The sequence below is a fragment of the Bradyrhizobium xenonodulans genome (assembly GCF_027594865.1).
GTDB lineage: Bacteria > Pseudomonadota > Alphaproteobacteria > Rhizobiales > Xanthobacteraceae > Bradyrhizobium > Bradyrhizobium xenonodulans.
This window is the reverse complement of the sequence record NZ_CP089391.1, coordinates 6,284,832-6,309,240: the sequence shown is the minus strand read 5'-3', so window position 1 is coordinate 6,309,240 and position 24,409 is coordinate 6,284,832. Positions and strand designations below refer to the sequence as shown.

At 64.4% G+C, this 24,409-nt stretch carries 24 protein-coding genes and 1 pseudogene; 23 read left to right on the top strand and 2 right to left on the bottom strand.

Features of this window, described 5'->3' with window-relative positions; genetic code table 11:
• The first annotated feature begins 250 nt into the window (after positions 1-250).
• The 21 genes from I3J27_RS29940 (at position 251) to I3J27_RS29840 (ending at position 19,641) form a co-directional block, all read left to right on the top strand.
• The gene (locus I3J27_RS29940) at positions 251-1,183 is read left to right on the top strand and encodes a flagellin N-terminal helical domain-containing protein (RefSeq protein WP_270162471.1); all 933 of its coding nucleotides are present in this window, start codon (positions 251-253) and stop codon (positions 1,181-1,183) included.
• A gap of 295 nt (positions 1,184-1,478) precedes the next feature.
• A complete protein-coding gene (locus I3J27_RS29935; protein ID WP_270162470.1) occupies positions 1,479-2,411 on the top strand; it encodes a flagellin N-terminal helical domain-containing protein in 933 nt (310 codons plus the stop codon).
• 304 nt (positions 2,412-2,715) lie between these two features.
• Positions 2,716-4,344: a flagellar basal-body MS-ring/collar protein FliF gene (gene fliF, locus I3J27_RS29930; RefSeq protein WP_270162469.1), complete on the top strand. Its 1,629-nt coding sequence runs from the start codon at positions 2,716-2,718 to the stop codon at positions 4,342-4,344.
• Positions 4,341-5,033, top strand: a complete 693-nt coding sequence (locus I3J27_RS29925) for a hypothetical protein (protein ID WP_270162468.1) — start codon at positions 4,341-4,343, stop codon at positions 5,031-5,033. Before fliF ends, I3J27_RS29925 begins: the two co-directional genes overlap by 4 nt.
• Before the next feature lie 9 nt (positions 5,034-5,042).
• Positions 5,043-6,368, top strand: coding sequence for a MotB family protein (locus tag I3J27_RS29920; RefSeq protein WP_270172914.1), 1,326 nt, complete (start codon positions 5,043-5,045; stop codon positions 6,366-6,368).
• Positions 6,365-7,558, top strand: coding sequence for a chemotaxis protein (locus I3J27_RS29915; RefSeq protein WP_270162467.1), 1,194 nt, complete (start codon positions 6,365-6,367; stop codon positions 7,556-7,558). Before I3J27_RS29920 ends, I3J27_RS29915 begins: the two co-directional genes overlap by 4 nt.
• The gene (locus I3J27_RS29910) at positions 7,555-8,883 is read left to right on the top strand and encodes a flagellar hook-length control protein FliK (protein WP_270162466.1); all 1,329 of its coding nucleotides are present in this window, start codon (positions 7,555-7,557) and stop codon (positions 8,881-8,883) included. The genes I3J27_RS29915 and I3J27_RS29910 overlap by 4 nt, the downstream gene beginning before the upstream one ends.
• Positions 8,834-9,418, top strand: coding sequence for a transglycosylase SLT domain-containing protein (locus tag I3J27_RS29905; RefSeq protein ID WP_270162465.1), 585 nt, complete (start codon positions 8,834-8,836; stop codon positions 9,416-9,418). Before I3J27_RS29910 ends, I3J27_RS29905 begins: the two co-directional genes overlap by 50 nt.
• A 90-nt stretch (positions 9,419-9,508) precedes the next feature.
• On the top strand, positions 9,509-10,741 hold the full coding sequence (locus tag I3J27_RS29900) for a flagellar hook protein FlgE (RefSeq protein ID WP_270162464.1): 1,233 nt from the start codon (positions 9,509-9,511) through the stop codon (positions 10,739-10,741).
• Positions 10,742-10,775: 34 nt separating this feature from the next.
• Positions 10,776-12,251, top strand: coding sequence for a flagellar hook-associated protein FlgK (gene flgK / locus I3J27_RS29895; protein ID WP_270162463.1), 1,476 nt, complete (start codon positions 10,776-10,778; stop codon positions 12,249-12,251).
• A 3-nt stretch (positions 12,252-12,254) separates the two neighbouring features.
• Positions 12,255-13,301, top strand: coding sequence for a flagellar hook-associated family protein (locus I3J27_RS29890; RefSeq protein ID WP_270162462.1), 1,047 nt, complete (start codon positions 12,255-12,257; stop codon positions 13,299-13,301).
• A 61-nt stretch (positions 13,302-13,362) separates the two neighbouring features.
• Entirely contained in the window at positions 13,363-13,707 is a 345-nt protein-coding gene (gene flaF, locus I3J27_RS29885) for a flagellar biosynthesis regulator FlaF (protein ID WP_270162461.1), read from the top strand.
• Positions 13,707-14,126, top strand: coding sequence for a flagellar biosynthesis repressor FlbT (gene flbT / locus I3J27_RS29880; protein WP_270162460.1), 420 nt, complete (start codon positions 13,707-13,709; stop codon positions 14,124-14,126). The genes flaF and flbT overlap by 1 nt, the downstream gene beginning before the upstream one ends.
• 15 nt (positions 14,127-14,141) lie before the next feature.
• The gene (flgD, locus tag I3J27_RS29875; RefSeq protein WP_270162459.1) at positions 14,142-14,561 is read left to right on the top strand and encodes a flagellar hook assembly protein FlgD; all 420 of its coding nucleotides are present in this window, start codon (positions 14,142-14,144) and stop codon (positions 14,559-14,561) included.
• Positions 14,558-14,824 carry a flagellar biosynthesis protein FliQ gene (gene fliQ / locus I3J27_RS29870; RefSeq protein ID WP_014492683.1) on the top strand — a complete coding sequence of 89 codons (267 nt, stop codon included), beginning with the start codon at positions 14,558-14,560 and terminating at the stop codon, positions 14,822-14,824. Before flgD ends, fliQ begins: the two co-directional genes overlap by 4 nt.
• 78 nt (positions 14,825-14,902) lie before the next feature.
• Complete coding sequence (flhA, locus tag I3J27_RS29865; protein WP_270162458.1) at positions 14,903-16,984, top strand: flagellar biosynthesis protein FlhA; 2,082 nt, start codon at positions 14,903-14,905, stop codon at positions 16,982-16,984.
• Positions 16,981-17,733 (top strand): flagellar biosynthesis protein FliR, encoded by a 753-nt coding sequence (fliR, locus tag I3J27_RS29860; protein ID WP_270162457.1) that lies wholly within the window; start codon positions 16,981-16,983, stop codon positions 17,731-17,733. The genes flhA and fliR overlap by 4 nt, the downstream gene beginning before the upstream one ends.
• A gap of 5 nt (positions 17,734-17,738) precedes the next feature.
• Complete coding sequence (locus I3J27_RS29855; protein ID WP_270162456.1) at positions 17,739-18,158, top strand: hypothetical protein; 420 nt, start codon at positions 17,739-17,741, stop codon at positions 18,156-18,158.
• On the top strand, positions 18,155-18,637 hold the full coding sequence (locus tag I3J27_RS29850) for a rod-binding protein (protein ID WP_270162455.1): 483 nt from the start codon (positions 18,155-18,157) through the stop codon (positions 18,635-18,637). Before I3J27_RS29855 ends, I3J27_RS29850 begins: the two co-directional genes overlap by 4 nt.
• A gap of 39 nt (positions 18,638-18,676) precedes the next feature.
• Positions 18,677-19,186: a flagellar biosynthesis protein FlgN gene (locus I3J27_RS29845; RefSeq protein ID WP_270162454.1), complete on the top strand. Its 510-nt coding sequence runs from the start codon at positions 18,677-18,679 to the stop codon at positions 19,184-19,186.
• Positions 19,183-19,641, top strand: coding sequence for a hypothetical protein (locus I3J27_RS29840; protein WP_270162453.1), 459 nt, complete (start codon positions 19,183-19,185; stop codon positions 19,639-19,641). Before I3J27_RS29845 ends, I3J27_RS29840 begins: the two co-directional genes overlap by 4 nt.
• Positions 19,642-19,765: 124 nt before the next feature.
• On the opposite strand, the gene I3J27_RS29835 is transcribed toward I3J27_RS29840, so the two are convergent.
• Positions 19,766-20,536: a response regulator transcription factor gene (locus tag I3J27_RS29835; RefSeq protein WP_270162452.1), complete on the bottom strand. Its 771-nt coding sequence runs from the start codon at positions 20,534-20,536 to the stop codon at positions 19,766-19,768.
• Positions 20,537-21,354: 818 nt separating this feature from the next.
• On the opposite strand from I3J27_RS29835, the gene I3J27_RS29830 reads away from it, so the two are divergent.
• A complete protein-coding gene (locus I3J27_RS29830; RefSeq protein WP_270162451.1) occupies positions 21,355-22,287 on the top strand; it encodes a hypothetical protein in 933 nt (310 codons plus the stop codon).
• A 13-nt stretch (positions 22,288-22,300) separates the two neighbouring features.
• Here I3J27_RS29830 and I3J27_RS29825 read toward each other — a convergent pair whose 3' ends face one another.
• A complete protein-coding gene (locus I3J27_RS29825; RefSeq protein ID WP_270162450.1) occupies positions 22,301-22,879 on the bottom strand; it encodes a MarR family winged helix-turn-helix transcriptional regulator in 579 nt (192 codons plus the stop codon).
• A gap of 627 nt (positions 22,880-23,506) precedes the next feature.
• On the opposite strand from I3J27_RS29825, the pseudogene I3J27_RS29820 reads away from it, so the two are divergent.
• Positions 23,507-24,369 (top strand): annotated as a pseudogene (locus I3J27_RS29820) (dienelactone hydrolase family protein).
• Positions 24,370-24,409: the final 40 nt, after the last annotated feature.

The following is a 24,409-nucleotide window of genomic DNA, read 5'->3' as shown; positions in this document are numbered from 1 at the left end:
GGGCCGCGCTTCGCGAGAAGCGCGGCCCTTTCGTTTGGTGTGAGGCCACGCGCACACCGTAACTTCGGCGGCCCTGTTGCGGCAGGGCCACAGAGCCACAAGCCTCGCACAAGCTTCGCCCGCTAATCTCGCCGCTACGACAGGTTGGGTATACCCGCTTTTCCGCGGCCCAAAGGCATGACGCCGCCCTGTCGTACCGGTGCAAGCCCGGTATGTCCCCAATCAATCCAATCTTCAAAGGGACATCAAAATGGGTTCTAGCCTCCTCACCAACTCCTCCGCCATGACCGCGCTGCAGACGCTGCGGTATGTCAGCACGCAGCTCGCCACCACGCAGAACCGGATCTCGACCGGCCAGCGTGTCTCGACCGCTTCGGACAACGCCGCCTACTGGTCGATCGCAACCTCGATGCGCTCCGACAACGCCGCGCTCTCCGCGGTGTCCGACTCGCTCGGTCTGTCGGCCGCGACCGTCGACACCGAATACACCGCTCTGACCTCGGTCATCGGCGACAAGGATTCCGGTCTGACCAAGCTCCAGGCGCTGCTGGTCGAAGCCAAGACCGCCGGTATCGACCGCACCAAGATCCAGGCTGATATCACCCAGATCCAGCAGGATATGAACCTCAAGGCCGGCTCCGCGACCTTCAACGGCATCAACTGGCTGAGCATCGACACCTCGGCCTCGACCACGGCCACGCCGGCGACCTTCAAGCTGGTGTCGTCGTACTCCCGCGTCGGCGGCACGCCGACCATCGGTTCGATCACCGTGACGACCGCCGACTACGCGCTCTACACCACCGGCGGTGCATCCAACACCGGCATTCTGGACACGCAGACCTCCGGCGTGTCGGTTTCCAACATGACCATCGGCACGCTGACCGACTCGGCGGCCGACCAGACCACGCTCGATGGCTACATCAAGCAGGTCACCACTGCGATCAACTCGGTGGCCTCGGCTGCTGCCAATCTCGGCGCCGTCAAGAACCGCATCGCGACCAACACGGAATTCGTCAAGACCTTGATGGACTCTGTGGACCGCGGTGTCGGCCAGCTCGTCGACGCCGACATGAATGCGGAATCGACCCGTCTCCAGGCGCTGCAGACCCAGCAGCAGCTCGGCGTTCAGGCGCTCTCGATCGCCAACCAGAACAGCCAGAGCATCCTCTCGCTGTTCCGCTAAGCCTCGAAACCATCTGAGGAGGGCCGCGCTTCTTGCGAAGCGCGGCCCTTTTCATTTGGGCGTGCGTTGGTCACGCACCATGCCTTGGCGCGCCGGCTCTTCGCATTGATCTGGCTCACCCCGTCGCGGTCCGGTCACGGAGCCGCAAGCCTCGCACAAACTTCGCGTGCTATCGCCGCCGTTACGTCAGGTTGAGCGCGCATTTCGCAGCTCAAAGGCATGATGCCGCCCTGTCGTACCGGTGCAAGCCCGGTATGTCCCCAAAAATCCAATCCGTTTCAAAGGGACGTCAAAAATGAGTTCTAGCCTGCTCACCAACTCCTCTGCCATGACCGCGCTGCAGACGCTGCGGTCTGTCAGCTCCCAGCTCGCCACCACGCAGAACCGGATCTCCACCGGCCAGCGCGTCTCGACCGCTTCGGACAATGCCGCCTACTGGTCGATCGCAACCTCGATGCGCTCCGACAACGCCGCGCTCTCCGCCGTCTCCGACTCGCTCGGACTGTCGGCTGCGACCGTCGATACCGAATATACCGCTCTGGGCTCGGTTATCGGCGACAAGGACTCCGGCCTGACCAAGCTCCAGGCGCTGCTGGTCGAAGCCAAGACCGCCGGTATCGACCGCGCCAAGATCCAGGCTGATATCACCCAGATCCAGCAGGATATGAATCTGAAGGCCAACTCGGCGACCTTCAACGGCATCAACTGGCTGAGCATCGACACCTCGGCCTCGACCACGGCCACGCCGGCGACCTTCAAGCTGGTGTCGTCGTACTCCCGCGTTGGTGGCACGCCGACCATTGGTTCGATCACGGTGACGACCGCCGACTACGCGCTCTTCACCACCGGCGGCGCATCCAACACCGGCATTCTGGACACGCAGACCTCCGGTGTGTCCGTCGCCAATATGACCATCTCCACGCTGACCGACTCGGCGGCTGACCAGACCACGCTCGACGGCTACATCAAGCAGGTCACCACTGCGATCAACTCGGTGGCGTCGGCCGCCGCAAATCTCGGTGCCGTCAAGAACCGCATCGCGACCAACACGGAATTCGTCAAGACCCTGATGGACTCGGTGGATCGCGGTGTCGGCCAGCTCGTCGACGCCGACATGAACGCGGAATCGACCCGCCTCCAGGCGCTGCAGACCCAGCAGCAGCTCGGCGTTCAGGCGCTCTCGATCGCCAACCAGAACAGCCAGAGCATCCTCTCGCTGTTCAAGTAACTTCGGCTTTGGACACGACCGTGCTCCCCATGGGAGCACGGTCCCCGCCTTGAACGGCGGGTTCGATGGCACATGACGTGCCCGCAATCGGCCTCCTGACGCCAGACTTCATCCGGCACGCCGCAGCCGATCGCGCTGCCATGCGCCCGCGCGCCGCCTGTTGCTGGCGAACTGAATGCGTCGCCCGAGTTTCTTGTAAAATTGCAACGCCGTGCCTGCGAACTGACACATTCGCGCCTTCGCGCAACCTTCAGACAAGGTTGGCAGCGGAGTGTCCCATACGTTCGCATTGGTACGAGGTCATATGCTGCTCAGTCGTGCGCAGATACAGCAACTGCTCAATAATCTGCTGGAGCTCGGGCCGCGACGCCTGATGGCCCTGGGACTGATCGGCTTTGCCGTTCTCGTCACCGTCGTCGGCGGCGCCTATTACCTGAGCCGCCCCGAATTCGAGACGCTCTATACCGGCCTCAACCGCGAAGACGTGACGCGCATCGGCGCTGCGCTGCGCGAGCAGAACATCGCCTTCGACGTCAATACAGCCGGGGATGCCGTCTCGGTGCGCCCGAGCCAGACCATGCAGGCGCGGATGCTGCTCGCCGAGAAGGGGCTGCCGACCAGCGCCAATTCCGGCTACGAGCTGTTCGACAAGATCGGCTCGCTCGGCCTGACCTCGTTCATGCAGGAGGTCACCAAGCTCCGGGCGCTCGAAGGCGAGATCGCGCGCACCGTGCAGTTGATGAAGGGCGTGAAGGCGGCGCGGGTGCATATCGTGCTGCCGGTGCGCGGCTCGTTCCGCGCGACGCAGCAGCCGCCTTCGGCCTCGGTGGTACTTCGCACCGACGGCGCGATCGAGGCGCGCACGGCCCAGTCGATCCGTCATCTGGTCGCCGCCGCGATTCCAGGCATGAGCCGGGACAAGGTGACGGTGCTGGACGCCGACGGCTCGATGCTGCTCGCCGAGGAGGACGAGGCGAGCGCCGCGCCGACCAAGATGGCGAGCCTCCAGAAGACGGTCGGCGGCATGGTGCAGGAGAACATCCGCAAGGCGTTGACGCCCTATCTCGGTCTGGACAATTTCGAGGTGAGCGTCGCGCCGCAGCTCTCCACCGACAAGCGGCAGATCAACGAGACGGTCTATGACCCGGAGAGCCGCGCCGAGCGGTCGGTTCGGAACGTGCGCGAGAAGGAATCGTCCCAGAACGCGGACCGTTCGACGCCGACCACGGTGCAGCAGAACCTTCCCGACCAGCAGGTGAACGCCGGCGGCAGCAAGAACTCGAGCGAGGACAAGACCCGCCGCGAGGACGTCACCAATTTCGAGGTGTCGTCCAAGACCACGACGACGGTGAGCGACGGCTATTCGGTCAAGAAGCTCTTCATCGCGGTGCTGGTCAACCGCGCGCGGCTCGTCGCCGATCTCGGCGACAAGAGCAACCAGGCCATCGTCGACAGCAAGCTCGCCGAGATCAGCCAGCTCGCGGCTACGGCCGGCGGGCTGGACAAGCAGCGCGGCGACCAGATCCAGGTCACGGCCGTCGACTTCATCGAAGGCTCGCGCGAATTGGCGCCGGTGCCGCCGATCAGCTTCGTCGAGATGATCAACAAGCAGCTCGGCAGCGTCATCAACGCGGTGACGATCCTGGCCGTCGCTTCGATGCTGGTCTGGTTCGGTCTTCGCCCTGCGGTCAACGGCATCCTGACCCACCGCGCGGCGCAGGAGCAGACCGAGGCCGCCGAGGCCGCCGAGCTCGAAGCGGCCACGGCTCTTGCATTGGCCGACAGTCAAGACCCCGAGCTCAACCTCGTCGAAGACCTCGAAGGCAAGATGCAGCGAACGCCGCAGAAGCGGCTGGAGCAGATCGTCCGCCTCGATCAGATGCAGGCGGCAGCGATCCTTAAAGACTGGATGCGACGCGAGGAGGCGGCATGAACGCGGCAATCGGAAAGCTCCTGACGCAGTTCGACGCGAACGGCCGGGCCAAGGCCCCACCGCCGCCTCCATCGCCCGAGATCCAGGACGTGCTGACGAGGCCGAAGGAGGCCCGGCGCGAGCTGCAGCCTCAGTCCCAGGCTCAACCGCAGCCCCAGCCTCAGTTGCCGCCCGCGGCGGCAAAGGAGGATGCCCCGGTCAATCTTCTCGACGACGCCTACCGACGCGGCTACGCCGCCGGTGTTGCGGAGGGCGACGCCAGGCTTGCCGAGGAGCGCGTCCGCAGCGCGATCCGGCTCGGCGAGGAGCGGGCCAAATGGTCCGATCAGCAGGCCGTCGCGATCGTCGGCGGCTTCGAGTCGGCCTGCCGCGAGATCGAAACCAACATCGCTAGCTCCGTGGCGCGGATATTGCTGCCTTTCCTCGCCGACGCGGTCCGCGACAAAGCAATCGGATCGCTGGTCGAGCAGATCGCGGCGCTGACCGGCAATTCGCCGGTGCCGGTGTTCAAGATCACCGGTCCGGGCGAATTGCTCGACCTCGTGCGGACGCAGCTCGAAGCCAGCAGGCGAACGGGCATCGAATACGAGGCTGCCGAGACGTTCGAGGTCCGCGTCGTCGCCGATCAGACCGTGATCGAGACGCGGATTGCGGCGTGGAGCGAACGCCTGAACGAGGCGCGCCGGTAGTTCGCCATGGTGGAAGAAGTCAAGCACGAGCTGGTGATCATCCGCAGGCGCAGCGCCTTCGCCGAGGAGGCGCATCACGGCGGCGTCTGGAAGATCGCCTATGCGGACTTCATGACCGCGATGATGGCGTTCTTCCTCGTCATGTGGCTGCTCAATGCGCTCAACCAGGACCAGAAGCAGGTGGTCGCGAGCTATTTCAATCCGATCAAGCTCGCGGAGAATGCGCCTGCTCCCAAAGGCCTCAAGGATCTCACCAAGAAGGAGCCGACGCAGTTCGAAGGCCAGGATGGCAAGCGCCAGCCGGCGGGGCCGAACGAAGAGCGTCGCGGCGATTCGCCGACGGCGGAGAAGCCGGCCTCGTTCGAAGAGAAAGTCCTGTTCCGCGATCCCTATGCGACGCTCGCCGAGATCGCGAACAGCGCGAACCAGGCCTCGGGCCAGCGTCGCGCCGGTGCTCTGACGTCGGCCGAAGAGGATGGCCTCAAGGGCGGCGACGCCTACCGCGATCCGTTCGATCCCGGCTATTGGAAGCTGGCGCCGCAGACGTCCAAGGATGCGGACCGCTTCGTCGACAGCGAGCCAAAGCCGAATGCGTCCGCGCGCGATAGCGCCTCCGGAACGGGCCAGGGCGAGCCGCAGGCGCGCCGTGCGAGACAGGACGATGCCGGCGGAAGCGTCGCCCCGAATGCGGATGCGTCGTCTGCAAGCCTGTCGCCCCTGCTGCCGCCGGGGCCTGCGCCTTCACAGGCTTCTCGCGATGGCAGTGCCCAGGCCAATACGCAACCGGGCACCCAGGCGAATGCCGCAGCGCAGCCGCGTCCCGGCGATGCAGCGAAGAATTCCGATCCGCGTGATGCGGCGCAGACCCAGCAGCCGACCGTCAAGCAGCTTCAGTCCGCGATCGCGGATGCACTGTCGGACATCAAGGCCGGAGCAGGCCCGGTGGCCGAGGTGCGCCAGGTCGAGGAAGGCCTTCTGGTCAGCCTGACCGACGATGCGAGCTTCGGCATGTTCGCGGTCGGCTCGGCCGAGCCGCGGCCCGAACTGATCCGCGTGATCGACAAGATCGGGCCGCTGCTGACGAAGCGCCCGGGCATGATCATCGTCCGCGGCCACACCGACAATCGGCCGTATAAGTCGGAGACCTACGACAATTGGCGGCTGTCGACGGCGCGCGCGCAGATGGCCTACTACATGCTCGTTCGGTCCGGCGTCGATGCGCAGCGGATCGAGCATGTCGAAGGCTACGCCGACCGGCGGCCGAAACTGCCGAACGATCCTGCGGCTGCACAGAACCGCCGGATCGAGATCCTGATCCGGGAGAAGCGCCCTTGACCAGGCCGCTGCTGTGCGCCGCGCTGCTGATGCTGCTGCCGCTCACGACGGTACGCGTGTTTGCCGAACCAGCATCGGCGTCGGCGCCGACCTCGGGCGAGCCATATGAGCTCGTGCGCACATTGCAGGCGGTGCAGGACGGCATTGCCCGTGGTGACACGGCGGCGCATGGCAGTCACATCGCGCTGATCCGGCAGGTCGGCGAGAAATTTCTCGCCGCCGATGCGGGCGTGTGGAGCAACGCACAGAACGGCCAGGCCGTCGTCATCTATTTGCTCAGCGGCGGCGGGCCGCAGATCGTCCGAAAGCTGCCGCGTGACAGGTTGAACGTCGACGAGCGGCTGCTCAACGGTGCTCTGGCCTATGTCGAGGGACGTCAGGACGAAGCGCGTGAGCTGCTCAAGGACGTCAAGCCGCGCACGCTTCCATCGGGCCTCGGCGGACAGGTTGCGCTGGTTCAGGGTGCGCTGTTCGCGCGGAGCGAGGCATCGCTCGCAATCGAGCGCCTGGACGACGCGCGCCTGCTCCTGCCAGGCACGCTGGTGGAGGAGGCAGCGCTGCGGCGCGAGATCCTGCTGGTCGGGCAGGCCGAGGATTTCGACAAGTTCGAGTTCCTGACGCTGGCCTATATCCGCCATTACCGCAACTCGGTCTATGGCGGGGACTTCTGGCAGCGTTTCTCCTCCGGCCTGACGCAGTCGAGCCTCGCGCTCGACGAGCGCCGCTTTGCGCGGATCGTTACGCTGCTGGAACAGATCGATCGCGCGAGCCGCCTCAAGCTCTATCTCGTGATCGCGCGGACGGCGATGATGCAAGGACGGCTGGCCGTGACCCGGCTTGCCGGCGAGCGCGCGCTGACACTCAGCGCGGATGCCTCGGCGGATCGCGAGCGGGCGCATTTCTTCCGTGGCGTCTCGCGGGCGCTCACCGACGAGTATGACGGTGGCCTCGCCGAGCTGAAGGCACTCGACCGCTCGAAGCTGCCCGAGCGCGACGTTCCGTTGCTGAACGCAACGTTGCAGCTCGCCCTCGATATCCGCAAGTCGTTTTCGGGCGGCTCCGCCGCCGCAGCCGAGAAGCCGCCGGTCACGCCGGCGCGGCTCGATCTCGCGTCGTCGACTGCGACGCTCGCACGCGCGCAGAAGCAGCTCGGCGAACTCGAACTGCTCACCAGGGATCGCCGTCCATGACCAAGCTCAGTGGAACCTCCGGACAGGTTTTCTCGGGCCTCGCCGAAGGCCTCAACATGCGCGCCACATCGCGCTCCGGCAAGAGCGCGGGGGCGAAGTCGTCGGCAGATTCGTCGTTCAACGATCTGCTGCACACCGTCTCGAACCTCGCGAAGAAGGCGATCAGCGACGAGAGCGGTGATACGACCTTGAAGGCCGGATCGTTGCGGACGCGTCTGGCGCACCCGACCGGACAGGACAAGACGAAGGATGAGACGGTGCACGACCGCACCGAGACGGCTGACGACACCAAGTCGAGCCACAAATCGTCCGCCGATAAAGCCGACAAATCGCCGGAGCTGCCAGCTCCGATCGACAATGTCGCGAAAGCCGACGTTTCGGATCGACCGACTAGTTCCGCGATCGTCGGCCAGGAACTCGCCGCCGTACCGGCCGTGAAGCCACAGCTGCAATCGCCGGTGGGCGGCAACAAAGACGTGCCCGCGCGCGATGAACGTTCGTCCACGGCGAAGCGTGAGGTTCAGGCCACGGGTGCGGCAAAGACCGCCACCGCCGAGTCCGCGCCATCCGTTCCCGCTCCGGCAAGCTCGCGCTCACAGGCTGCGACAATTGCGCAGCAAGGCGACGATGCATCCTCGAAGGCGATCCCCGCAGCACCGGGCTTCGAGGCCGTCACGGCCAATGTCGAACGCGCTGTCAAGGCTTCGGCGCGGGACGCGTTGCCCGAGACGACCAAGGTCACCGTGGTCCAGCAGGAGACCCATCTGCCGCCGGCGCAGTTCGGCGCCACGCAGCAGGTCGCCAACGCAGTCGTCGCCGAGCTGAAGGAAACGCCGGCTCCGGCAGCGTCGATGGCCCCCGATCTCGCGACCTCGCAGGCCAGCGCGCCCGAGCCGCTCAAGATCCTGACCATCAATCTCGAGCCGCCGGCGCTGGGCAATGTCACCGTGCGGCTTCGTCTCGTCGGTTCGGAAGTCTCCGTCCATCTCGCGGCCGAGCGCAAGGACACCAGCCAGATGCTGGACCAGCAGCGCGACTCGATCCGCGATCTCATGCAATCGGCGGGCTATGTCGCCGACGTCGCGCCCGTGCAGCACGGCTCGCTGGACGGATTTCAGAGCGGCTCAGGCCAGTCGCAGCCGCAGCTGGCGGGCCAGCAACAGCCATCGTCGCAGTCGCAAGGCTCGTTCGACGGCGCGCGCAGCTCCTCGGGGCAATCCGACGGCAGCGGCAAGCAGGCCCGGCAGGAGCACCAGTCCAACCAGGAGACGCGTCATGAGCAGGACGTGGGGCCGCATACTCGCCGCGGCCCTGTTTATCTGTAGCGCGGGCGCCGCGGCGGCGGCGACCGACAATTCGCGCCCCTGCGAGCGCGAGATGGCGCGTGCGTCCCGGCAGCACGGGATCCCGCTCGGTATTCTCTATGCGGTCGGCCTCACCGAGACCGGACGGCGCGGTTCGCTCTACCCTTACGCGCTCGGCGCCGACGGCCAGACCGTGTTCGCCAGGGACATCAACGATGCGATCGCGAATTTCGAGGCGATGCGAGCCAAGGGCATCAAGCTGATCGACCTCGGCTGCATGCAGGTCAACCATTACTATCACGGCGACAAGTTCGCCTCGGTGCGCGCGATGTTCGATCCCGCGAGGAACGTCGACTACGCCGCGCGCTTCCTGAAAGAGCTGAAGCAGCGCGAGGGCAGCTGGACCATGGCGGTCGCCCGCTACAATGCGGGCCCCAACAATCAGCCCGCGCAGAAGCGCTACGTCTGTCACATCGTCGCGCATCTCGTCTCCAGCGGCTTCGGCGCGTGGACCGACAAGGCGCGCTCGTTCTGTCAGCCCAAGGCAACCTCGTGACGGCATGAAGTTGTGCATGGTTCCAAATCATCAGCCCCGCGCAAGCAAGAACCCTCATTGTAACTGCAACCTATCACAGGAGCCCAATCCATGAGCCTCTACGGCGTTATGCGCACCGGCGTTTCCGGCATGTCCGCGCAGTCCAACAAGCTGTCGACGGTCTCGGACAACATCGCGAACGTCAACACCACCGGTTACAAGCGGGCTTCGACCGAATTCTCCTCGCTGATCCTGAAGAGCGGCTCGGGCAATTACGATTCCGGCGCGGTCGAGACCACCGTCCGCTACGCCATCAGCGACGCCGGACATACGCAGTTCACCACGTCGACCACGGACCTCGCCGTTCAGGGCAATGGCTTCTTCGTGGTCTCGAACGCCAACAACACGCAGCAGTTCCTGACGCGCGCAGGCTCGTTCGTGCCGGACAGCCAGGGCAATCTGGTCAACGCGGCCGGCTACTACCTTCTCGGACAGCCCGGCCTCGTGACCAATTTCTCGCAGAACAGCCTGGCGGGAATGCAGATCGTGAACATCGCCCAGGTCTCGCAGGTGCCCGTGCCGTCCACGGCGGGGACGCTCACGACCGGCAATCTGGATCCGAAAGCGGCGGTCATTGCCGGTCCGCCCGGCCCGGCGTCTTATTCATCGAAAAGCTCGATCGTGGCCTACAACAATATCGGCCAGGCCGTGACGCTCGACGTCTACATGTCCCACACCGCGACGGCCGCCGGCTCGGATACCTGGCAGGTTCAGGTCTATGACTCCGCGACGGGTACCTCGCTTGGTGCCGCCTCCACGTTCACCTTCGACACCACGGCGACCGGAAAGGGTGCGCTGGCCGCGGCCAGCCCGACGGGCCTCACCGTGACCGTTCCTGGCGGTGCGGCCATGACTCTGGACCTGTCGAACCTGACGCAGGTCGGCACCGACTTCAGCTTCAAGACCACTGTCAATGGCAGCGTCCCGGCGGCGATCGACAAGGTCGATGTCGACGAGGCGGGCCACGTGACGGCCGTGCTCACGAACGGCCAGCAACTGACGCTCTATACGCTCATGCTCGCCGACGTTCAGAGCCCCGACAATCTGACGCCCGAACCGGGTAACGTCTATTCGACCAACGCGAATTCCGGCAATGCGCAGGCCGGAAATGCCGGCACCGGCGGGCTCGGCACGATCCAGTCCGGCGCGCTGGAAGATTCCAACGTCGATCTCGCGGACGAACTCACCGGCATGATCGAGGCGCAGCGCGGCTTCACCGCGAACTCGAAATCGTTCCAGACCGGCGCCGACCTGCTCGACGTCGTCGTCAACCTGAAGCGCTGAATCCTCAGGCGCGCATCCCGGGCAAGAGTCAATCATGTCCCTTACCGCTGCTCTCGACTCCGCTCGCGCCTCGCTCATGGCGTCGGGCATCCAGTCGTCGACCATCTCGCGCAACATCGCCGGTGCCAGCGCCGCCGGCTATTCGCGCAAGATCGCCGTGCTGGACAATCTCCCCGGGGCCGGCGTCTATGTGGCGGCGATCCAGCGCGCCGCCAGCTCGGGTCTCTACAACAACGTCCTGATCGCGACCTCGTCGTCGGCCAAGCAGAGCGCGATCTTTGACGGTCTCCAGAAGATCGCATCTGCCACGGTCGACGATCCGGAGCTTGACCAGTCGCCGACGGCGCAGCTCAATGCGCTGAAGAAGGCGCTGCAGCAATATGCCAACGCTCCTGATAACACCACGCTGGCGCAGGCGGCGGTCACCTCCGCCAAGGACATGGCGACCGCACTCAACCAGGCGACCAAGACCGTGCAGACGGTACGCGAGGGAGCGGACGCCGACATGGCGACGTCGGTCGCCAATATCAACCAGCTGCTGAGCCAGTTCGAAAAGGTCAACACGGCGATCGTGAAGGGTACGGTCACCGGTGACGACGTCACCGACTATCTGGACCAGCGCGACACCATCGTTTCGAAGATGTCGCAGGAGGTCGGTGTCTCGATGACGCTCCGCGCCAACGGCGACGCGGCGCTCTACACCGACAGCGGCGTCGTGCTGTTCGACAAGACGGCGCGCTCGGTCAGCTTCACGGCGACCAACATCTATACGGCCGGGACCACCGGCAATGCCGTCTATATCGACGGTGTCCCGGTCACCGGCGCCAATTCCGTGATGCCGATCAAGACCGGCAAGCTCGCGGGCCTCGCCGAATTGCGCGACAACGCTACGGTCACGTATCAGAGCCAGCTCGACGAAATCGCGCGCGGCCTGGTCGAAGCCTTCAAGGAAGTCGACCAGTCCGGCGCCGCGCTGCCCGACGTGCCGGGCCTCTTCACCTATCCGGGCGCGCCGGCGATGCCCGCGAGCGCCACCGTCTCGGTCGGCCTTGCCGGCTTGATCAGTGTCGCCGCGTCGGTCGATCCGGCCCAGGGCGGCAACCCCAATCTGCTGCGTGACGGCGCGATCAGCGGCAACGCCGCATACCGATACAACACCGCCGGCAACGCCGGCTACTCGACCCGTCTGCAGGAGCTGATCGGCGACATGGATGCGTCGCAGCCGTTCGATGCAACCACGCAAGGCAAGCCGAGCGGCAGCCTGATCGATTTCGCGGCTTCGTCGACGAGCTGGATCGAAAACCAGCGCAAGACCGCGGATGACAACGCCACCTACCAGAACACGCTGCTCGACCGCAGCACCGCGGCGCTGTCGAACGTCAGCGGCGTCAACATGGACGACGAGATGTCCTTGATGCTTCAGGTCGAGCGTACCTATTCGGCGTCGTCGAAGATCATCTCGACCGTCGACGAAATGTTGCAGAGCCTGCTGGCTGCCGTGGGGAACTAAGTCATGATGAGCGCCAACTACATCTCGACCTTGATGCTGTCTTCGTCCCTGAGGTCTTCGATCACGAGCAATCAGGCAGCGCTGACCAAGGCCTCGAAGGAAGCCACCACTGGTCGCTTCGCCGATGTCGGCCTCCAGCTTGGCGCCACGACGGGAAACGACGTCGGCCTGCGGGCGGACCTGAGCTTCGCCGATCAGCTCGTCGATACCAACGCGCTCGTCTCGGGACGTCTGGACACGACGCAGAACCGGATCACCCAGCTCAACACGACCGCAACGTCCTTTCTCAAGGACCTGATCGCGGCCCGCAGCACCGACGGCGGCGGGCGCATCATCCTGCCGCCTGCGTCCTCGAACCTCCAGGATCTGATCGGCGCGCTGAACGTCTCCTATAACGGCTCGTATCTTTTCTCGGGCATCAACACGCAGAACGCGCCGATCACGGCTTACGCCGCGGGTTCGGCCAGCAAGAACCAGGTCGACTCCGATTTCCTTTCGACCTTCGGCTTTTCGCAGTCCTCGGCCAGCGTGAGCAGCATTACTCCGGCCCAAATGCAGAGCTTCCTCGACACCACCTTCGATGCCGAGTTCGCGAGCCCGGCCTGGAACACCAATTGGTCGTCGGCAACCGACCAGACCATGCAGAGCCGTATCTCCACGACCGAGGTCGCCGATACGTCCGTAAGCGCCAACCAGATCGGCTTCCGCAAGCTCGCCGAGGCCTACACCATGATGGCGGATCTCGGGAACACGAACCTGAGCCAGGAGACGTTCGAGGTCGTCGTGGACAAGGCCATCGGCCTCGTCGGCAGCGCCATCACGGACCTCGCTGCGCTCGGCGGCGGCGTCGGCACAGTCCAGCAGCGGATCACCGGCGCCACCGAAAAGCTCAAGACGCAGCAGGACATTCTGAACAATCAGATCGTCGGCATGGAGGCGGTCGACCCGACCGAGGCCTCGGTCCGGGTCAACACCTTGCAGACCCAGATCCAGACGGCGCTGGCGCTGACCTCGCAGCTCCAGAAGATCAGCCTCATCAACTATCTCTGAGCCATTTGTAGGGCTCGTAACCTTTGTCTCGTTGTTCGATTTTCTGCGCAGAGTGGTCCTGATGACGTTTGAAGCCTATGAAGCGGTCGTCGATGATAGCGGCTATGAGGCGCGGGGCCGCGAACGGCAGGCGCTCAGTCTCGGCATCGACCGGCTCGAGCGGCTCCAGGGAGCGCGCTTCAGCCGCGAGGACCTGGTCGAGAGCCTGCTCTACGTGCGGCGGCTGTGGACGATCTTCATCGAGGATCTCGCCCATCCGGAGAACGGACTTCCCGAGAAGCTGCGTGCCGACATCATCTCGATCGGCCTGTGGGTCGTCAAGGAAGCCGATCGCCTTCGCGAGGAGAGGTCGAACGACGTGATGCAGCTCATCGAAATCAACCGCCTGATCCGAGACGCGCTCTGATGAAAATCTCCTTGCGGGCGGGCGAACGGATCTACATCAACGGCGCGGTGCTGCGCGTGGACCGCAAGGTCTCCGTCGAGCTCGTCAACGACGTGATGTTCCTGCTCGAAGGGCAGGTCATGCAGGCGTCCGACGCCACCACGGCGCTGCGGCAGCTCTACTTTATCGTCCAGCTCATGTTGATGAATCCGACCGATGTCCGGGACGCTGCGGCGCTCTACGCGCAGCACCATGCGGCGCTGCTCGCGGTGTGCGAGAGCCACGAGATGCTGGCCGGCCTTGGCGCGGTCGACGAGCTGGTCGGGGCGACCCGCTACTTCGAGGCGCTCAAGCGGATCCGGGCGCTGTTTCCGGTGGAAGACGCAATCCTGGCCAATCTGGCCGGCACCATCACCGAGATCCCATTCGAGGCTGCCTGACAGCGGAGAGGCTACATGAACGTCACAAGCGCGACCGACAGCACCAGCAAGTCCAGTTCGACCAACTCCACCACGACCACGGCGAGCAACAGCGTCGACTACAACACGTTTCTTCAGCTTCTCGTCGCCGAGATGAAGAACCAGGATCCGACCAATCCGATGGACACATCGCAATATATGAGCCAGTTCGCCCAGCTCTCGACGGTCGAGCAGGCGATGCAGACCAATACGAAGCTGGATGCGCTGCTGTCCTCGCAGTCGCTGTCGCAGGCCAACGGGCTGATCGGAAAGACCGTGAGCTTCACCGACTCGACCGGAGCCACCTTCAGCGGCAAGGTCGCTTCGGTCTCCATCAATAGCGACGGCTCCATCGCGACCCTCGAGAACGGCACGAAGGTCGCGGTCGGGCCCGGGCTCACGATCAGCCAGTCATGAACGAGAGGGACGCCCTCGACATCGTCCAGGCGGCGATCTGGACCATCATCGTCGCCTCCGGCCCCGCCGTCGGCGCCGCGATGCTCGTCGGAACCGCCATTGCACTGATCCAGGCCCTGACCCAGGTTCAGGAGGTGACGCTGACCTTCGTGCCGAAGATCATCGTCATTCTCCTGGTCGTTGCCGTCTCCGGCTCCTTCATCGGCGCGCATCTCTCTACCTTCACCGAGATGGTCTATTCGCGGATCGAGCACGGCTTCTGATCCGCGAGAGCCCCGGGCCACCACCCTCGCGTAAGCTTTGCACGGCAGATTACGGGGCGGATCCTCTGCCGGTGACCCATGGCCGATACATTAGCTGCTAGCCTGCCCACCCCGCGACGATTGGGGGCCGACGCCTTTTTCGCAGGCGGCATCGTGGCCATGCTCACGATCCTGTTCCTGCCAATTCCGCCGATCCTGATCGACCTTGGCCTTGCGTTCTCGATCGCATTGTCGGCGCTGATCCTGATGGTCGCGCTGTGGATCCAGCGGCCGCTCGACTTCTCCGCCTTCCCGACCGTGCTGCTGATCGCGACGATCCTGCGGCTGGCGCTCAACGTTGCGACCACCCGCCTGATCCTGTCGCGGGGCGGGGAGGGCGAGCAAGCCGCAGGCCATGTCGTTGCCGGCTTCTCGAAGTTCGTCATGGGCGGCGACTTCGTGATCGGTCTGATCATCTTCGCCATCCTGGTCACGGTGAATTTCGTCGTGATCACCAAGGGTGCGACGCGTATCGCCGAAGTCGGTGCCCGCTTCACCCTGGACGCCATCCCGGGCAAGCAGATGGCGATCGACGCCGATCTGTCCGCAGGCCTGATCGACGACAAGGAGGCCCAGCGCCGGCGCCGCGAGCTCGAAGAGGAGAGCGCGTTTTTCGGCGCCATGGACGGTGCCTCGAAATTCGTCCGCGGCGACGCCATCGCCGGCCTGATCATCACCGCGATCAACATCTTCGGCGGCATCATCATCGGCGTGACGCATCACGGATTGACGCTGGCCCGCGCCGCCGACGTCTACACCAAGCTCTCCGTCGGCGACGGTCTGGTGTCGCAGATGCCGGCTCTCATCGTGTCGCTGTCGGCGGGCCTGCTGGTCTCGAAGGGAGGCACCCGCGGCTCGGCGGAGCAGGCGGTGCTGCGGCAGCTCAGCGGTTATCCGCGTGCGGTCTCCGCCGCCGCGCTGATGATGTTCGTGCTCGCCCTGATGCCGGGACTGCCGATGGCGCCGTTCCTTCTGCTCGGCGGCGCCATGGCCTTCGTCGGCTACTCGCTGCCGAGGCGGCAGGCGGCGCGGGAACGCAAAGAGGATGCGCGCAAGGCCGACGAGCGCGCCCAGGCCGAGGCCAAGGACTCCGTCAAGGAATCGCTCAAGACCGCGGAGATCGAGCTGTCGCTCGGCGGCCATCTCTCGGTCCATCTGCTGGGCTCGCGCACCGAGCTTGCGCACCGTGTCAGCAAGATCCGCAAGAAGTTCGCCAAGCAATACGGCTTCGTCATTCCCGACATCAAGCTCAGCGACAATCTGTCGATCGATCCCAAGGGATACCAGATCCGGATCCACGATACGCGTGTCGCCCATGGCGAGCTCAGGCTCGGCGAGGTGCTGGTGCTCGTCGACAAGGACGGCAAGCCCGACGTGCCCGGCGAAGAGGTGATCGAGCCCGCTTTCGGCATGAAGGCGCTGTGGGTGACGGAGGCCTTCACCGACGAGGTCAAGCGTCAGGGCTGCAAGCCGGTCGACAATCTGTCGGTGCTGCTCACGCATCTGAGCGAAGTGCTCAGGGCGAACCTCGCCCAGCTCCTGTCGTACAGGGACATGCGCGCGCTGCTCGATCGTCTCGATCCCGAATATAAGCGCCTGGTCGAGGATATCTGCCCGTCGCAGATCTCCTATTCGGGCCTGCTGGCGATCCTGAAGATTCTGCTGGCCGAGCGCGTGTCGATCCGCAACCTCCATCTGATCCTCGAGGCCATCGCCGAGATCGCGCCGCATGTGCGGCGGTCCGAGCAGGTCGCCGAGCATGTGCGCACGCGCCTCGCCCAGCAGATCTGCGGCGACCTCTCCGACAACGGCGTGCTGAACGTCGTCCGCCTCGGCAATCGCTGGGACCTCGCGTTCCATCAGAGCCTGAAGCGCGACGGCAAGGGCGACGTCGTCGAATTCGACGCCGATCCGCGCCTGATCGAGCAGTTCGCGACCGAAGCCAGCGCCGCGATCCGCAAGTTCACCGAGAACGGCACCAGCGTGGTTCTGGCGGTGACCCCGGAAGCCCGTCCCTATGTCCGGATGATCCTGGAGCGCGTGTTCCCGACCTTGCCGATCCTGTCGCATGTCGAAGTCGCGCGCAGCGCCGAAATCCGGGCGCTCGGAGCCATATCGTGATCAGCGGCCTCGCCGACAGCGTGCTGGTCACGTTCATCGTGTTCTGCCGCATCGGCGCCTGCCTGATGCTCGTACCCGGCTATTCCAGCGTCAACGTTCCGGCCCAGGTCCGCCTGTTCGTCGCGCTCGTCACGACGTTTGCGCTGACGCCGATCCTGATCGCAGTCCTGAAGCCTCTCACCGACAATGCCGCGCCGCTGACGCTGGCGCTCCTGATCTGCTCCGAGCTCCTGGTCGGCAGCGTCATCGGGCTCGGCGGGCGCGTGTTCTTCCTCGCGCTCCAGACCATGGCGACCGTGATGGCGAGCGCGATTGGCCTCAGCAACATCCCGGGCACGCCAGTCGGCGACACCGATCCGGCGCCGGCGCTGGTGCCGCTGATCATGGCGGCCGTCACCACGCTGTTCTTCATGACCGACCAGCACTGGCAGGTCCTGCGCGGGCTGATGAATTCCTACGACGTATGGCAGCCCGGCAACAGGATCGGCGGTGGCATGGCGCTCGAGCAGCTCGTCAGCCGCCTGTCGGAGGCGTTCGTGCTGACACTGCGGATCACGAGCCCCTTCATCGTCTATTCGGTCATCGTCAATTTTGCTGTCGGGCTGATCAACAAGCTGACGCCGGCGATTCCGGTCTATTTCATCTCGGTGCCCTTCGTGCTGTTCGGCGGCTTCCTGTTGCTCTACCTCACCAGCGACGAGCTCCTGACGCAGTTCATGCTCGGCGTCTCGTCGTGGCTGGCGGAGTGACCGGCATGGCGTCGCGCGCGGACAAGCTCGGCCGGATGGTCTCGCTGGTGAAGCTCCAGCTCCGGCTGTCCGAATGGCAGCTTGCGCATCTGCGGCAGCAGGAGCGCAGCTTGCAGGACGAGCAGGAATGGCTGGTCGGAGCCCTGAACGAGGGCAAGCCGCCGGCGGGCTCGTCGAGCGACTCGATCGCGCGGCGCCTGAACAGGGCGAGCGTCGGCGCGCGCGCGGTCCAGGCGCAGGCCACCCAGCAGCTCGACCAGGTCCGCTCGGAGACCCGCCGCGTAAAGCAGCTCGAACAGGTCGCCAAGGCCGCGCTCGCAGACAAGCTTCGCGACGCGGAAGCACGCGCGCTCGAGGAGATGACGGGAATAAGCCCCGCCGTGCGCGAGTGGACGCCACGGCCAGCCAACCGGAACAAGCCATGATCGTGACAGCGACACCCGACCTCGTTCTCGACGTCCTCGAGGCGGCCGACCCCGTGACGCAGCGCGCGGCGACGGCGAAGCTCGATGCACTGAAATCGTCGGAGGCCGATTTCGCCGCGACGATGGACGCTGAGGTCGGCAAGGCCAGGGCGGCGGCTGTCGATCAATCCACGGCGAAGGCGACCGAGCCGCAGTCGACTGCGGTGAACGGGGCGCCGGTGCAGGTGATCAAGGCGCCCGCATCCGGCGAGGTGTACCGGAAGTTCGAGGCGTTCATTCTCCAGACCTTCGTCGAGACGATGTTGCCGAAGGAGTCGGAGGAAGTCTTCGGCAAGGGCACGGCCGGCGGCGTCTGGAAGTCGATGCTGGCGGAGCAGCTCGGCGCTCAGCTCGCCAAGGGCAAGGGCATCGGCATTGCCAAGCAACTCGCCGCTGCGCGTTCGGCGGGGCCTGAGGCTACGGAGAAGGCCGGATCATGATCCGGGAACGGGTGACAGAAGTTGAGGAGTGAATTTCCTATGCAGGCACAAGAAGGCGCGGCGGCCCTGGTGATGGAGCAGCCGGCCGTGGACACCGAGGCGATGACGACGGAAGCAGCAGGCAATGCGCTGTTGCCCGTGCTTCTGCCGATTGCCGGAAGTGACGTGGTGACCGACGGGGGTGACGCGGCGAGACCGGACGAGGTGCGCGGTCTGATGTCTGCGATCCGCCGGCTCGAGACCATCGTCGAGGAAGAGACGGTCGCGCTCGCGACGGGCAAGAAGATCGATTTCGACGATTTCAGCGCCCGGAAGAGCCGGAGCATGCTCGAATTTGTCCGCCTGATGCGGGCACGGATGCATCTCGGCGCCGAGGTCGAGATCACCGAGGAGATCCAGCGGTTGCGCGAGAAGCTCGAGCGAAACCGTTCCCTCCTCGAAATGCATTACGATGCGGTGCGCGAGGTTGCGACCATCATCGTCAAGGCGATCAAGGACGCCGAGTCGGACGGCACCTATACCGGCCGCACAACACAGGACGGAAAATGATCAGACTCGTGCTGGCCGGGCTCTGGGTATGCATCCTCACCGCAGGCACGAGCTATGCCGTGGCCTATTGGAAGGAAAACGGCAGCCTGTTGCCGGCGAAGGACGAATATCTCGACGGGCTGCAATACCAGAAGACGCGGGCGCTGAGCGTGCCCATGGTCGAGGGCGGCAGCGTGCAGGGCTACATCGTGGCGCGCTTCGTCTACACGGTCGAGGCGCGGACCATGCACCAGCTCAACGTCCCGCCGGAGCCGTTCGTGGTCGACGAGGCCTTCCGCAGGATCTATGCCGACGACCGCCTCGATTTCAGGAAGCTAGCCCGCTACGACCTCTCCATTCTCACGACGGCCATCAAGCAGCGCGTCAACGAGCGGATGCAGGCCGAGATCGTCCAGGACGTTCTGGTCGAGGACTTCAACTACGTTTCAAAGGAAGAATTCCAGCAGAAGCCGTAAGCATATCGCGGCGCCTGCGTCGCGAGGCCTCTGTTCCGCCATTCCTGCCACTGAAAGTGCAACGGCCTCTGCGAAGGATGCTTCGCAGAGGCCGTTGTCGGTTTCGTGGCGGTGTCCTGCCGTGTCAGTTTCCGGCCGGGTACGCCGCCGGGGCGGCATGCGCCCTGTTCAGGAGGATGCCGACCTCGCCGAGTTCCTGCATCGGCACGTCGATGGTCTCGCCGGCCGGGATGTTGAGGCGGTATCCGACGTAGCGCCGGGCCACGATCGCATCGAAGCCGAGGCGGTCGCGGAGTTTCTTGCGCAGCTTGCTGACGTGGCTCTCGATCACGCTCTCGTCGAAGGTCGATTCGAAGATGCCGTAGACCGCGTTGAAGATCTGCGTCTTGGTGATCCACTTGCCGTGATTGCTGACCATATATTCGAGAATGCGCAGCTCGCGGCGGGGCAGGGTGAGGGCGTGGCCCGCGATCTCGGGGTCACGTCCGTTGAAGAAGACCTGGATCCTGGTCTCGCAGGGTCTCGGCAGCTCGCCCACCCGGCGGCGCGCGATCGCGGCCGTTCGGGCGAGGATTTCACGCAGGTGAATCGGCACGTGCACGACGTCGTCGACACCCGATTCGAACAGCTCGAGCGTGTTCTTGAGCATCTTCTGGCCGCTCATGGCGATGATGGGAGCCGAGGAACGCTTGCGCATCGCCCGCGGCAGGCTTCCGCGGGCATCGCAATCCCCGAGGAGGAAGGCGTCGACCGCTGCCAGATCCGATTCACTCGCAGATTGCATCCAGTCCCAGAATTCTCCGGAGGAGAACCCGATCGACGATACACCTTCGCGAACGAGCCCTCCAACGTAGCTGTTCGTGACGCTCTCGCGATCATCAACGATAATATACATCAGTCTTTCGCCCCTGTTTCGCACTTGTTGCGGCCGGATGTTTATTGTGATGCCCGGCGCGGCAACGATGCTGTTTGACGACATTCCATCCCGCGAACCGTTGTTATGGTTTCGATATTCGCGGGCAGCCCTACGCATTCAGTGCCCACCTGTGCGGGCCTGCTACTTCGACTCGATACTGAACGCTTACTGCGTGAGGCTCGGCGGGTGTCTTACGGATCACCTCGCGGAGCGGATCGAGAAACGACCTAGAATAGTTGCGCCAAGTTGCTTATCGCGTCCGAACGCACCTGAACTTTGTCGATCTCCTCGCCAACTGGCGAGAATCACTTGAGTAGGACCGTAACAATTGCCGATTTCCGATCAAGCGTGCGCAGCAAAGCGATTGCTACGTGTGCTTGATGCTGTTGATTGGTTTCGGATTGTTTCTTTGTATATCCAGCCGCATCAGTTGGTTTGAAATTCGAACTAGTTTTGCACCGTGGCGGTTCTAAAGTTCCGCATCCCCGTATAATCACAGCTATTTTGGGCGGTGTTGCCGGTGAGGTGTATGGAGGGGTTTTCAACCCCGGATTGACTCGTCTACTCGTGTTCCCATGTGCGACAATTCGACTCATGTGTGGCGAGGCGACTCCAGCTTGGCGAAATCTTGGCGAGTGTGTGTCTTTCGAGTCGCACTTTCGACACGTGCATGACGCGCTCGACTCATTCGACGTCGCATCTGACGTGACGAAAAGTTTTTCGATGCGCACGTTTCAGGCAAGCTTCGGCAAATAACTTCACTGTTCGATAGATCGAACCGAACGGAGCATTTTCACATGTTGTCCGATGGACAAGCTCGTCCCAACGTGGCCGCTGATGTTTCTGCGGCGACGAAGCCGGCTCCGGAAGCGCGCGATACCAACACGACGCGGACGGCCAAGCCCGCTGCAAATACAAAGCGTGTGTCGGCTGCGGCGAACGACGAAACTCTGGCGAAGGAAGCGCTCGAAGGGTTGAAGCGTATTCGCGCCAAGGCGCGCCTCGACAAGATGGCGATACCCAAGCCCACGCCGACCGTGATCAAGCCCGCCGTGATCGTGGCCAAGCCGCCGCCGCCGCGTCCGACATGGGTCGCGCCGCTCGCGACGTTGGCGGTCGCCGCGATCCTGGTGGTGTGCGCCTGCACCGGCGTCATCGCCTATCTCACCACGCAGCCCGCCCAGAGCAACGTTGCGGCCAATACGGAGATCAGGAACCTGCGCGAGACCGTCGCGCAGCTGCGCAAGCAGGTGTCCGGCGTGTCCGAAAATCTCGACGGCCTGCGCACCGCGGTCGATCAGTCGAGCAAGGCGACCAACGACCGCTTCGGCAGGTTCGCCGAAAACCTCGACCGGATCGAGCGCGTGAGCTCGTCCTCGACGGTGAAGCTCGACAAGCTCGCCCAGGCGCAAGCCCAGGCCCAGGCGCCGGCAACCGTTGCCGCGCAGCCGCCGTCGCAGACGATGCCGATGATGGCCTCGGTCGCCGCGCCCGAGATCACGGGTTCGGTTCCTCCTTCGGCGCCGCGCAAGGCGGTCAAGGGCTGGTCGGTCCGCCAGGCCTATGAGGGGATTGCCATCCTGCAAGGCCCGAACGGCGTCATCGAGGCCGTGCTCGGACAGCAGGTGCCCGGCCTCGGCCGCATCGAGGAGATCAGGAACGAGAACGGCCGTCTGGTGGTGGAGTCCAGCGGGGGTGTCATCTATTCGTCACGCAAGGCGACGCCCTGATCGAGCACTGCCGTTACTGGCGGTGATGCTCGAAGCTGGTGCATAGCAGATCGATCTCCGCCTCCGCGATCGGCGCGCGGAACAGACGGCAACTGAATTCGGCCGTCGCCTTGCTGTCCGTCGCGGTGCGGTCTTCACGCAGGAAGATGCAGCGCTTGCAAACGTCGGTGTGATGCCGCTGCTCGGCGGCGTCCGCCTGATCGAGCACGTGCCGGAGCGTGTCGCGAAAGCGGATCTTGGCTTCGTCGTCGAGGACGGCGATCGCCTCGAGGAGAACGCTGATGGGGTCGCGCACCAGGAACTTCTTGCCCTGCTGCGTCACGCTCAGCATCACCGATCGCTTGTCGGTGGCGGAGCGCTTTCGTTCCAGATATCCGAGCCGCTCGAGCTCGCCGATGATGAAGGACGCGGTGCCGCGCGTGGTGCCGACATAGCTCGCGAGCGCCGAGGGCGTCCGCGAGAAACGGTTGGCGCGGGAGAGAAAGCGCAACGCCATCCATTCGCGGTCGCGCAGGCCATGCTTGGCGCCTTCGAACCACAGGATGCGGGCCATCTGCCCCAACAATTCAATCGCTTCGCGAGCTAAAATCATCTCAAGTCCGGATCGGATAAAGCTTTATTCAATTGGGTTCTCGGTCGCGCAATCTGGGCGGGCGGGAATGAAGCCGTGAGGTGATGCTTCGCTCGAAGAGGACGACTAACCGCGCTTGGAAGACGCTTCTCCGTTCTGGAGATGGAAGTTTCGGAAGTGGAACTAGAGCGTCACAAAGAAAGTTCGAGTAAATCGCACGGCTCAACTCTTCTGAAAATTTCAGTCAAATGACCGAGGCTGGTGCGCGAAATTCCGATCAGGTGCCACGCCTGCGCAACATGATGTGGCGTGATGGCCACTGCGGAACCCGTTTGTTGCGGCGAACGTTTCGGATCGCGCGAAACGGGCGGAGGGCCTGCAACCCGTGGCAGCGCAAACGGTGGCGAGAGAACGACGCTTTTCGGTTAATGGATGTTGCGGCGCAACGCAGCCAGACGGTTAAATCCGCAATACGTTCGGTCATGCGCTGAACAGGCTGTATTCGGTCGCCGGTGCGGGCCTTCCCCATCGTCGAGGCGAGCCTGAAAGCTGCGCGCTCGCAGGCTGGTGATTTGCGTTTGGCCGGCAACTATCGGCGAATGCGTCGCCTGAAGGATTCAGGGCCAGGCATCAGGAAGGATGGGATAGATGAGCATTGAAACCACCATGACGTCCGACGTCGTGGGGCTGACCAAGGTCGCCCCAGTCTCGCGCCGCGGATTCATGAGCGCCACCGCGGCCGTCGCCGCCGGCTACACGCTTGCGGCCGGCCCGGTCCGCGCCGAGTCGATCGCGACCGACAGCAGCGGCCTCCAGGCCGGCGATGCCAGGATCAAGGTCGGCTCCGAGGAGATGCCTGCTTATTTCGCCCGGTGATCATCGTGGCGATGGAGATTTTCGGCCTGCATGAGTACATCAAGGATGTGACGCGGAGGCTTGCCAAGCTCGGCGCGTTCGCGATCGCCCCCGACTATTACTTCCGCAAGGGCACTGATCTGACCAAGATCGCCGACATCAAGGACCTGCTGCCGATCGTCAATGCCAAGCCGGACGCCGAGCTGCTGTCCGATCTCGACGCGGTCGTGGCCTGGGCGGGATCGCAGGGCGGCGATACGGCGAAGCTCGGCATCATCGGCTTCTGCCGAGGCGGGCGTACCGTCTGGGAATATGCCGCCCATAGCGGCATGCTCAAGGCCGGTGTTGCCTTCTACGGCACGATGGTCGACCCCGCCAATCCGCTGTGGCCGAAGAGCCCGATGCAGCTTGCGCCTGAGATGAAGGCGCCGGTGCTCGGCCTCTATGGCGGTGCCGATACCGGCATTCCCGTGGCGCAGGTCGAGCAGATGAAGGCGGCGCTCGAGCAGAACGAGAAGACGGCCGAATTCAAGATCTATCCGGAAGCGCCGCACGGCTTCCATGCCGATTACCGCGGCAGCTACCGCAAGGATGCCGCGGAAGACGCCTGGAAGCAGGCGCAGGCCTGGTTTAGGAAATACGGCGTGTTGAGCTGAGGCTGAATATCAAGGGCGGCCGGAGTGGCCGCCCTTTCTC